Source organism: Terrihalobacillus insolitus (assembly GCF_028416575.1).
Taxonomy (GTDB): domain Bacteria; phylum Bacillota; class Bacilli; order Bacillales; family Amphibacillaceae; genus Terrihalobacillus; species Terrihalobacillus insolitus.
The window spans coordinates 1-11,767 of record NZ_JAMQKB010000041.1 but is presented as its reverse complement, the minus strand read 5'-3'; the positions used below and the strand labels follow the sequence as shown (position 1 = coordinate 11,767).

The following is an 11,767-nucleotide window of genomic DNA, read 5'->3' as shown; positions in this document are numbered from 1 at the left end:
GCACACGCTCATTTACGAAGCTACGCCCTCCACCACTAAGGAGGAAAGAGCTATTCAATTATCAAGGTGCAAATCTAGCTTTTTAGAGACCTCAAAAATAGGTCTAAACATAATATACAAGGAGGAAATTAAATGGAACACTGGCCATTTCAGGACTATGAATTACCAAGAATTGATCGAATTTCTAACGATTTTTATGCTGCAAGTTTTTTTCTAATGAAATTATTACCCGCCAGATACATGTTACAAAAAGCCGTCGAGGAAAAAATAATCCGGCCGGGTGGGAAAATAATTGAATCAACATCAGGAACCTTTGGATTAGCTTTAGCCATGATTTGTGCAGCTAAAGATTTTAAGTTGACCTTAGTTAGTGATCCAGCAATAGATACTAAATTACAATCTAGACTTGCTGATTTAGGTGTAGACTTGAAAATAGTGGATAAAAAGGAAGAGGCCTCAGGTGGATTTCAAAATGTTAGGCTACAATTACTTAAGGATTTATTGAAACAAGAACCAGAGTATTACTGGCCACGTCAATATGATAATCCTTATAATCCAGCATCATATGCGAAATTAGCAGAGTTTCTGGTTGCTAGGTTGGGTAAAATTGATGCATTAATCGGGCCAGTGGGGTCCGGTGGGTCAATGGTTGGTAGTGCCAAAGCATTAAAAACTGTTTTTCCTGACCTTCAAGTCGTGGGAATCGATACACCTTATAGTGTACTTTTTGGACAACCAAATGGAATACGCCCCTTAAGGGGTTTAGGTAATAGTATCCTACCTTTAAATTTAGAACATTCTATTTTTGATATTGTTTCCTGGGTCCCAGCAGAAAAAGCCTTTCATTTTACTCGTCAACTACATAGAGAACATGGATTATTTATGGGACCGACAAGTGGAGCTTCATACCTAGTGGCAAAGTGGTATAAGGACAACAATCCTGGGAAAAAAATTGTATCAATATTCCCTGATGAAGGAAATAGGTACATCGATACTGTATATTCAGATATTTGGTTAAAATCTAATGGTTTTATTGATAACAATCCAATTCAACCACCCAAATTGGTTGATCACCCTATTAAGGAGCTTAAGGCTTGGTCTGTAATGCATTGGAATGGGAGAAGTCTTGGGTCAATAAACCACAATGATAAACTATTAATCAATACGTAAGAAGGGACTTGTTTAAATGACCTTATCATTAGTAGAAAATAAAGTCGGATTATCAAAAACACATGGGCATCATGGGGAATTAATACAGGGTATTTTTACAACTAATAAAGGCCTTTGTAGAGGATTGGTAACTCTCCCCTTCAAGGAGGCTTGGAGTGTTGCGAGATTTGAGCCTAATAGCTCTAGTGAGTTTACTATAAATGATATCACAAAGTATAAGGCATTAAAAGCCTTAGAATTAACTGCACACTATGTTTCTCAAGAAAACCAAAAAGGATATTTAGAGATTAATTCTAACATCAAAGTTGGAAAAGGGATTGGCTCCTCGACTGCAGATGTTCTATCAACAATTATGGCTTACATAGATTGCTATAACATAACATTAAGCAATAAAGAAATCGCACAAATTGCAGTAAAAGCTGAAAAAGCATCTGACTCATTGATGTATCCTGGTCAATGTATATTATTTGCTCAAAGGGACGGAGAAGTTCTTAGATACTTTCCTGGCCAACTCCCTTTCATGGAGGTAATTGGTGTAGACCTACCGATGAATACAATAGAAACACTAAACCTCACATTACCGGAGTATTCAGAATCAGATATAATCTCATTTCAAATATTAGTCAAGCTGCTAGGGAAAGGTATAGAACAACAAGATACTAGTTTAATAGGTATTGCCTCTACAAAAAGTGCAGAAATCAATCAAAAATTTTTCCCAAAACCTATTTTTAATGAGCTGCTAAGATTATCAAAAATTATAGGAGCAGAAGGAATTCAAGTAGCACATAGTGGGACAGTTATAGGTTTTATTTTTAATCCTTTAAAACCAAAACATTCCAATAATATTTCTTTATTAAACAGTGAACTCAAGAGGCTAAGTCTAAAACCATATAAATTTACAATATGAGGTGATGAAAAGATGGAAAAGTATATCGTAATAGTTGAAGCCACTACCTCAGGTGCCGGGCTTCAAATAATAAAGGCTGCTATTGAGGTTAATAAAAATGTAATTTTCATTACTAATGACAAAGAAAAATATAAAGATGATGTTAATAATCCTCTTTTTAAAAAAATTCAATTAGTTCATTGCCCTAATCCTTCTCATTATTCCACCCTGCATGAAACAATAGAGGGCTTAAAATCCAATGTAAATATTGAGGGCATTATTTCATTATCAGATGGATGTATTGAGGCTGTTTCTCTAGTAGCAAAAGAAAACCACTTAACTTTTATTAACTCAGACGTAGTAAAAGTATGTAGAAATAAAGAGTTAACCAGACGTAAACTCAGAAGTATAGTCAAAATGCCCAAATATCAAGTAATCACAAGCTTTAAACAAGCAGTAGGGGTTTCCGAAAATTGGGGATTCCCAATCATACTTAAAGATTCTAGGGGAACTGGAAGTATGAATGTTTACTTATGCAGGGATGAAAAGGAGTTAACTGAATATTACCATGAAATAAGTACACAAATTAGGGATAAGCAAAATTCTAAAATACTAATCGAAGAATATATTGTGGGCACACTAGTTAGCGTTGAAGCTATAACTTATAATTATAATACATCAGTTATTGGTATAACAAACCGAACTTTAGGAAGAGTTCCTTATTTTGTTGAGCAAGCATATGATTTTCCGTACAAGCTTAGTGAACCTTTAAATAATGAACTTATTGATATTCATTCCAAAGTAGTAAAGGAATTGAATATTAATGTGGGTCCTACTCATACAGAATTTTTAATTGCAAAAGATGGCATTTACCTAGTGGAAGTGAATCCTAGATTAGGGGGGGGACTACTAGGCAAAATGATAAGTGACTCATTAGATTACGACATTTATAAAGAGATCGTTAACATTAGTATTAATAAAGCTAGGTATAAAGAATATAAGGTTGTGAAGGGGGCTTCCACGTATGTATTGTATCCTGAAAAAGAAGGTGTAAATACACGAATTGACGACTCTTTAGCCATTAAAGTCCCTTATATCCAAGAAATAAAAATCAAAAACTTAGAAAAAAATCATGTTATGCTTCCAAAGGATTTTAAAGGGGATCTTGGGTATATATATGCTGTAAGTGGGTCTGCTCCCGAAGCAAGATTAGCTTGTGAAACTGCTTCAAGTCAATTGAAGATTGTCTATGATCAATTTTCTCATTAAAGAGTTAGGATATCTACGATTATTAGTACGAGGAGAGATAGTATGAAAAAACCACATATTTTAATAATAGGTGGATGGGATGAAATTTTAACTAAGGCACTAAGGCTATCTGTAGATATTACATTATTCCAAACAAACGATTCAATAACCGAATATCAAAAAAATGTGGTTAAATCTTTATATATTATGGATATAAATTCTTGCGAGGAAACATTAAAAAATGCTATCCCTGTTAATGAGAAGCACCCATTTGATTCTGTTGTTTCATTTACAGAATATGGATTAGAATCAGCAGCCTTTATAAAAGAGAAATTAAATTTATTAGGTAATCCACTAAAGCCGATCTCTTTAACTAGAGATAAAGTAGAAATGAGGGAATTCCTGAAATATAAAGAAACTAAAATAAAAACCATTGGCTTTGCGGAATGCTTTAATCTAAACGATTTAGAACATGCATCTCGAAATTTAAATTATCCGTTAATTATAAAACCATCAAAAGGTGCGGGTAGCGAGGGTGTTGTGTATATTAATAGTCCCAATGAGTTAATAGAAGCTTGGACCTGGGCTTCTAAATACGATTCCCCATTAATTCTTGAGGAATTTATTGATGGTGATGAATTTAGTATTGAGAGCATATCGTTTAATGGTATTCACACCGTTATTGCAATAACTAAAAAGCAAACAACAGGGGCACCCAATTTTATTGAAGTTGGTCACGTTCTTCCGGCACCAATCGAAAATGAAAAAAAATTACTCATTGAAGAGGCTGTTATCGACTTTTTGCAAGCTATTGGTCATAAAATTGGTCCATGTCATACAGAGGTAAAAATTAATTCACAAGGAATTTTTATTATTGAAGCGCAAACTAGAGTGGGTGGTGACCGAATATGGGAAATGGTGGAGCTAGCTAAAGGTTATGATTTAATCACTGAGACCTTACGTTATCTTGTTTTCGGAGCCACTAATCGAGTTACTTCAAAATCTAATACTTCGGAAATCCTCTTTTTTCTTTCCCCGGTAAATGCCGGAGAGAATGCGATAAAAACATTAGAGGAGCTAAATGGAGTAGTTAAAATTAAAGTTACTGGCCAAAATAGCCAAAGAATTGAATCTTCAAGAAATAGACTAGGTTATATTTTAACAGTTGGTAAGAGTGAAGAAGATACGAGAAGTGTTATCAAAACTGTACAAGAAAAATTATTTGTAAAGGATTTAAATTAGTTGAAAAGTAAATTTAAAGTTAGAAAAATACTAAAAAAAGAATATATAGTTATATTTCTTATGTTTATAATGAATATGGGATTTTTTATGATTATTCCATATCTTACAATTCACCTTACAAATTCTGTAGGTTTAGCAGGTACAATTGTCGGGCTAATCCTCGCATTTAGATTGATTAGTCAACAAGGTTTAACATTTTTTGGTGGGGTATTGGCAGACAAGATAGGTCTTAGGATTAATATAATTTTGGGATCAGCTTTAAGAAGCATAGGGTTTTTATTGTTTGGCTTAAGTACTTCTACCTTTTTATTATTTTTAGCAGCTATATTTTCCGGATTAGGTGGCGCCTTATTTACCCCTGCTATAAGAGCTGCCCTAATTAAAGATATATCAAGTGAAATAGAAAGAAATAAAATCTTTTCATCGTTAAATATATCTGATAACTTAGCATTGGCAATTGGGCCACTTATAGGAGTTGCTTTGTTAAAAGTAGATTTTCTATTGCTGTCTATTGTATCTTCATCAATATATATCGTAATCGGTTTGTTATTATATGCCTTACTAAGGAATAAGACAGTAAATGGTAAAGCTATACAGAACAGAGTGAAGACTATAGATTTATTAGTGGTTGTAATTCGAGATAGAAACTTCGTTACTTTAGTTGTTTCTACTATAGGATTCTTTTTCACTGTTCAACAGATTTATGTTTTAATACCATTAATTTTAGACTTTCTTGATTCTACGGAGGTAATCGCTTATATATACATAATCATATCTGGATCTGTCATATTGTTACAGGTACCAATTGATAAGTTCTTAAATATGTTGCGTATTTCCAACTCAATAAGAATTTTAATTGGCTATTTAATGTTAATTTTGTTTACTATCCCGGTAACGATAACTTTGTCGATTTTTAGTTTATTATTATTTGTATTCGGAATTGCAATGAGTCTTATAATAATTAGCCCCGCATACAATACTTTAGTCAGTAATTTAGCAACCAAAAACACTCTTGCTAGTTTTTTTGGTTTTTCTACATTAGCCGCAGCAGTTGGAGGTGCATTAGGTAATTTCAGTGGAGGTTATCTCATTGATCTGTCTATAAGGTTTGATAGCTTGTCAATTCCTTGGTTCACTATTATAGTATTTAATTTAATTTTTGTATTATTTTACATTTTTGTAGTCCTTAAAGGTAAAAGTCAAAACTCAAAGTTAGAGGATAAGGTCAAAGAAATATCCTAACCGATAAGAAGAAACTTCAGACTAAATTGTTGTTAAAAAGGCCTGGTAAAACCACACAAAAACGGTAGATTATTTTAATAGATTATTAAGTGCTCTATTTTTTTACAGGAATTTTAAACAACTTTATTATTGCATTTTTGAAGAGTGGTTCGGCAATTGTATTGAAAATTAAATGACTTTATTTTTACACCGTTCATATTTGTGAACGGTGTAATATGTATTTGTGGCTTCAAAATTAAGCAACTTTATTATCACGTAACTGAAGAACAAATTGATCATATTTGAATGTTGCCATCAAACAGAGCCGGTCTCTACAAAATCTCTTATTTATTAACAAACTAGAAACAAAGGTTGATGGCACTTTTAAATAAAAATGCTGGATTTTGAGTTGACAAAAACAACATAAGATAAGGCAATAGTTTATAAAAGTACACATTTATGAACAACTCATAACCCCCGATAATTATTAAAATTTCCAGTTCGTAAACATCATAAAAACATTTACAGACGTTCGTTGATTTACGTATACTTTTCCGAACAAATTATAGTATAATTAGAAAAAGAAAAACGAATGGAAAGAGTGAATGTCTTTAATATGGAAAAACGAAAGTACGGATACATTCGGGTAAGCAGCAAAGACCAAAATGAAGACCGTCAAATTATTGCAATGAAAGAAAAAGGGATTACCGATCGTGACATTTTTATGGATAAGATGAGTGGGAAAGATTTTCAAAGAGAACAGTATCAGCTTTTAAAACGAATTCTCCGCTCAGGGGATGTTCTGTATATTCATTCTCTAGATCGCTTTGGTCGGAATAAAGAGGAGATTGTGCAGGAGTGGAACGCTATTACAAAGGAACTTCAGGCAGATATTGTCGTGTTGGACATGCCACTACTCGATACCACGCAATATAAAGATAGCATGGGTACCTTCATAGCTGACCTCGTATTACAAATTCTTTCTTGGATGGCACAAGAGGAACGGGATCGAATACGAAAGCGCCAGCGTGAAGGAATTGATGTAGCAATGCTGCAGGGGAAAACTTTTGGTCGTCCTAAAGCACAGATTACAGATGCGTTCATGGATGCTTATCATGAATGGAAAGAAGGTAATATTACAGCAACAAGTGCAATGCAACAGGCAGATGTGAAAAAAACGACATTCTACAAACTTGTGAAGCAAGTGGAAAAGGGTGCTACGGAAACTTAATCTCTCTCTTATTGCGCAAGATAGCATTAAAATAAACCTTTGTTTATGAAAGGATGGTACGAATGGCTTCAAGGGGAAAAGAATTACTTACAGAAGATCAAAGAGCAGAATTTGTACGAATACCAATGGATATGACCGAACTTGAATTAGAAATCTATTATACTTTTTCGCAACATGATCTTGAAGTAATTAATCGACATAGAAGAGACCATAATCGTTTGGGGTTTGCTGTCCAATTATGCGTTTTACGATATCCCGGATGGTCTCTCTCTTATGTTGAACCTATACCGGAATATGTGATTCAATATATAGCAAAACAAATAGATGCTGATTCCGATTCTTTTTCTTCATATGCCCAACGTGATCCAACCAAGCATGAACATTTGGAAGAAATTCGACAAGTTTATGGTTATCAGAATTTCTCTGCAAGTGAGTATCGTAAAGCTGCACACTTTTTACTGCAACATGCCTTGCAAAATGGGAACGCTATGTACCTACTTCATACAGTCCAAGAAAAATTACGAAATCAAAAAATAATACTTCCAGGAATAACCACCGTAGAAAGACTTGTTTGGGAAACCCGCCAGAGAGCAGAGGAAAAAATATTTAAATCCTTAATCAAACCTCTTTCAAATTGGCAAAAACAAAAACTGGATACACTTATCGACCCTTTTGTAGAAAACAGGAAAACTCCATTAGCATGGTTAAGGGAACTTCCTGGTCAATCGTCGCCCGATGCATTTTTAAAAGTAATTAAGCGTTTGGAATATATCAAGGATTTGAAACTTCCAATGATTAAACAAGAAGTACATCCCAATCGATTGCTTCAATTATCACGTATTGGAGCAAGGTATGAACCACATTCATTTCGTAGATTTAAAGAAAATAAGAAATACGCTATTCTTGTAGCATACCTAGTGACACTCAGCCAAGACTTAATTGACCAAGCAATTGAAATTCATGATCGACAAATGATGATTTTACAATCAAAAGGTCGTAAAACACAAGAAGAAATGCAAAGAGAAAATGGAAAAGCAGTTAATGAAAAGGTTATTCATTTTGCAGATATTGGAGCCGCACTTATTCAAGCGCGTGATGAAGAACTCGATCCATTTAGCACCATTGAAAAAGTCATGCCATGGGATAAAATCATTACCTCCGTTGAAGAAGCGAAAAGGTTAGCTCGGCCAATGGATTATGATTATCTTGATTTGCTTGGAAATCGATTCACTTATCTAAGAAAGTATACTCCTGCCCTTCTTAAATCTTTAGAATTTCGTTCTACAAAAGCATCAAAACCATTAATACGTGCTTTAGAAACATTGAAAGAAATGAATGAATCTGGAAAAAGAAAAGTACCAGATGGTGCTCCGTTAAATTTTGTTCCAAAACGTTGGCAGAAGCATGTTTATGATGAAGAAGGAACAATAAATCGACATTATTATGAAATGGCTGCCTTAACGGAATTGAAAAATCATATTCGTTCAGGAGACGTATATGTTGTTGGTAGTAGACTACATAAAGACTTTGAAGAGTACCTTGTAGCTAAAGAGGGCTGGACAACTAAAAATCCCGAAGAAACTAAGTTAGCAGTTCAATCCTCGGCAGAGGAATATCTTGAAGAACAGAGGAAAGCACTAACACAACGACTAACATGGATTTCAAATAATCTTGATAATCTTGAAGGTGTAAACATTGAAAAATCTAAACTTAGGCTGGATCGTTTGGAAAAAAATACTCCAGAAGAAGCACGAAACTTTAGTTTATCCTTGTATAGTATGTTGCCAAAGGTAAAGCTCACTGATCTTTTAATGGAGGTAGCCCACTGGACAGGATTTGATAAAATGTTGGTACATGCTTCCACTAATCGACCTCCAAAGGGAGAAGAAAATCCTATTCTGATGGCCGCACTTATGGCTATGGGAACAAACATAGGTTTGACTAAAATGGCAGATGCAACACCTGGAATTAGTTATCACCAAATGGCTAATGCTGCCCAATGGCGCTTGTATGATGATGCTATCAGCAGGGCACAAGCTTCATTGGTAAATTTCCAGAAAAAATTAACCCTATCTTCTTATTGGGGTGATGGTACCTCATCTTCGTCAGACGGAATGCGAGTACAGGTAGGTGTATCATCTTTGCACGCTGAAGCAAATCCTCATTATGGTACAGGGAAAGGTGCAACGATTTATCGATTTACAAGTGATCAATTCTCTTCTTTTTATACGAAAGTCATTAATACAAATGCAAGAGATGCTGTACACGTCATCGATGGGTTACTTCATCATGAAACAGAATTAAATATTGAGGAGCATTATACTGATACAGCAGGTTATACCGATCAGGTTTTCGGTTTGAGTCACTTGTTAGGTTTTCGATTTGCACCAAGAATTCGTGATTTAGCTGACGCTAAACTTTACACCATTCAAAAGCCAAGTGATTTTCCTAAATTAGAAAACCTACTTCGTGGTCGGATTAACACAAAGGTTATTCAGGAAAACTTTGATGATGTACTCCGGCTAGCCTATTCTATTAGAGAAGGAAAAGTATCCGGTTCGCTTATTATGGGGAAATTAGGTTCATATGCAAGGCAAAACAAATTAGCCACTGCTTTACGAGAAATGGGAAGAATCGAAAAAACTATTTTTATCTTGGATTACATATCTAGTGAGACACTACGTAGACGTATCCAGAGAGGACTAAATAAAGGAGAAGCCATGAATGGTTTGGCAAGAGCGTTATTTTTTGGAAAACGAGGCGAGTTACGAGAAAGGGGCTTACAGGATCAGTTGCAACGAGCCAGCGCTTTAAACATTATAATTAACGCCATTAGCGTATGGAATACCGTATATCTAACTGAAGCAACTAAATTGTTACAGGATAAAGGGAATTTGCGGGAGGACTTATTAAAACACATTTCACCTCTAGGGTGGGAACATATCAATTTTCTTGGTGAATACACCTTTGATATGACAAAAATATCAAGCTTAAATTCACTGCGCCCTCTCAATCAATAAAATGAAAGCCGAAAACTCCTTAGCGTAGGAAAAACCGGCTTTCTTTATGTCGAATTTTATAATGTATCCGTGGGCTTGGACATTAAAAATGAATAAATAAGATAATACTAATGCCATGAGTAAAAAACGAAAAAGATACAGTTCAACGGAAAAAGCAAAGGTTGTTCTAGAAATATTGAGGGAAGATAGCACCGTTAATGAAATTTCCCAAAAGCACGATATAAGCCCACAATTAATTAGCAGATGGAGGACAGAATTTCTGAATAATATGCCAGCAGTCTTTGATAAAAAGTCTGCGGAAATAGAAAAAATCAAACAAGAACACGAGGCGGAAAAGGAAGAACTGGTTAATCAAATTGGACAGCTGACCGTAGATATGAATTGGCTTAAAAAAAAACAACAACAGGTCTACGATTGGAAGATAAAAAAGCATTAATAGACTTTGATAGTAAGGAGTTAACGGTTAAGCATCAATGTAAACTATTGAACCTCTCTAGGTCAACTGCTTATTATGAAATCAAGGTGCACCAGCCGGACCAAGAGGAAATCAATATCAAAAATGCCATCGATCGGATACACTTTGAAGAGCCTGCATTCGGTTGTCGTAGGATCCGAAATGAGTTAAAGAAACTCGGATTTTTCATAGGTATCAGGCGTACACGACGTTACATGCGAGAAATGGATATTATCGCATTCTATCCTGGACCGAATCTAAGCAAGCGAGATTTGCAGGCACGAACGTACCCTTATCTGCTTCGGGGTGTAAACATTACTCACCGGAATCAGGTCTGGGGGATTGATATTACGTACTGTGGGACTCCAAAAGGATTTATGTATCTCGTTGTTGTCATCGACTGGTATTCAAGATTTGTCGTGGGGTGGTCTCTAAGCAACACCATGAAGACAGATTTTGTCGTTCGTACAGTAGAGAAGTCAGTTCAAGAACATGGAATGCCTGAAATAATCAATAGCGATCAGGGAAGCCAATTCACGTCTAAAGATTATATCGACTGCATCAAAAAATACGAATCGATAAAAATTAGTATGGATGGCAGAGGACGCGCAAAGGACAATGCTAGAACAGAGCGTTTTTTCCGAAGCTATAAATGGGAAAGGCTTTATTTATTATATCCGGAAACAGTGTTGGAATTAAAACAAATGACGAAGCTCTACATGCATCACTACAACTGGAGAAGGCCCCATCAAGCATTAGAAGACAAGACACCGGCTACTGTACACTTTGAGAAAAATGCATAACCACAGCGAAGCTGCTTGCCTTTGACCGCCGTGCCACTCCTTAGTGATCGCTGGAAGGGGTCGGGGCCACGCCAGCGGAACTTAGGAAGTGATTGTCCATGGTACGCTGGCTGTGCGGATGGAGCCACAAAAGGCTGAATTTTTCTCATCCGCCACAAGAAAACGACCATGGACACAAACAAGGTCAAAGGTGGTGAATCCCGGGAAACCTTCAGACTTGGAAAAAATGGGACCTTAAAATGCCGGGTGATTAGACTTTTTTAGGGAGGAGGATTTATCTTAAAAAATTAATTTTTGTGTCTTGACAAGCGGGCACATTACATTTTGCTTAGCGTATGTTTTCCGCGTTTTGTTGGTAGGACCCCGTAGTGTCCTACCAAGGGAATGTTCCGATTCCTCCTGTTGCCCCAAAACTTGGGTGTCTTCCGAATTTAGAGTGTTCCCCTGGCCCTATGTTATAGACCTACACGCTGACTGTTTCCCGGCTGGTTG

Annotated in this window: 7 protein-coding genes and 1 pseudogene; all 8 read left to right on the top strand. The window is 35.6% G+C overall.

Annotation, left to right across the window (positions count from 1 at the left end; genetic code table 11):
* Window positions 1-132 precede the first annotated feature (132 nt).
* The 8 genes and pseudogenes from NC797_RS17645 (at window position 133) to NC797_RS17610 (ending at window position 11,275) form a co-directional block, all read left to right on the top strand.
* Window positions 133-1,170, top strand: a complete 1,038-nt coding sequence (locus tag NC797_RS17645; RefSeq protein WP_272438132.1) for a cysteine synthase family protein — start codon at window positions 133-135, stop codon at window positions 1,168-1,170.
* A 16-nt stretch (window positions 1,171-1,186) separates the two neighbouring features.
* Complete coding sequence (locus NC797_RS17640; protein ID WP_272438131.1) at window positions 1,187-2,077, top strand: GHMP family kinase ATP-binding protein; 891 nt, start codon at window positions 1,187-1,189, stop codon at window positions 2,075-2,077.
* Between the two features lie 12 nt (window positions 2,078-2,089).
* Window positions 2,090-3,325: an ATP-grasp domain-containing protein gene (locus tag NC797_RS17635; RefSeq protein ID WP_272438130.1), complete on the top strand. Its 1,236-nt coding sequence runs from the start codon at window positions 2,090-2,092 to the stop codon at window positions 3,323-3,325.
* 42 nt (window positions 3,326-3,367) lie between these two features.
* Window positions 3,368-4,546 carry an ATP-grasp domain-containing protein gene (locus NC797_RS17630; protein WP_272438129.1) on the top strand — a complete coding sequence of 393 codons (1,179 nt, stop codon included), beginning with the start codon at window positions 3,368-3,370 and terminating at the stop codon, window positions 4,544-4,546.
* Window positions 4,547-5,788 carry an MFS transporter gene (locus NC797_RS17625; RefSeq protein ID WP_272438128.1) on the top strand — a complete coding sequence of 414 codons (1,242 nt, stop codon included), beginning with the start codon at window positions 4,547-4,549 and terminating at the stop codon, window positions 5,786-5,788.
* Between the two features lie 595 nt (window positions 5,789-6,383).
* A complete protein-coding gene (locus tag NC797_RS17620) occupies window positions 6,384-6,998 on the top strand; it encodes a recombinase family protein (RefSeq protein ID WP_272438133.1) in 615 nt (204 codons plus the stop codon).
* A 62-nt stretch (window positions 6,999-7,060) separates the two neighbouring features.
* Window positions 7,061-10,018: a Tn3 family transposase gene (locus NC797_RS17615; protein ID WP_272438127.1), complete on the top strand. Its 2,958-nt coding sequence runs from the start codon at window positions 7,061-7,063 to the stop codon at window positions 10,016-10,018.
* A gap of 115 nt (window positions 10,019-10,133) precedes the next feature.
* Window positions 10,134-11,275 (top strand): annotated as a pseudogene (locus NC797_RS17610) (IS3 family transposase).
* Window positions 11,276-11,767 lie beyond the last annotated feature (492 nt).

Excerpts from the sequence above, each read along its gene's own strand:
- NC797_RS17645 (WP_272438132.1), top strand. The coding sequence starts at position 133 with ATGGAACACTGGCCATTTCAGGACTATGAATTACCAAGAATTGATCGA.
- NC797_RS17640 (WP_272438131.1), top strand. The coding sequence starts at position 1,187 with ATGACCTTATCATTAGTAGAAAATAAAGTCGGATTATCAAAAACACAT.
- NC797_RS17635 (WP_272438130.1), top strand. The coding sequence starts at position 2,090 with ATGGAAAAGTATATCGTAATAGTTGAAGCCACTACCTCAGGTGCCGGG.
- NC797_RS17630 (WP_272438129.1), top strand. The coding sequence starts at position 3,368 with ATGAAAAAACCACATATTTTAATAATAGGTGGATGGGATGAAATTTTA.
- NC797_RS17620 (WP_272438133.1), top strand. The coding sequence starts at position 6,384 with ATGGAAAAACGAAAGTACGGATACATTCGGGTAAGCAGCAAAGACCAA.
- NC797_RS17615 (WP_272438127.1), top strand. The coding sequence starts at position 7,061 with ATGGCTTCAAGGGGAAAAGAATTACTTACAGAAGATCAAAGAGCAGAA.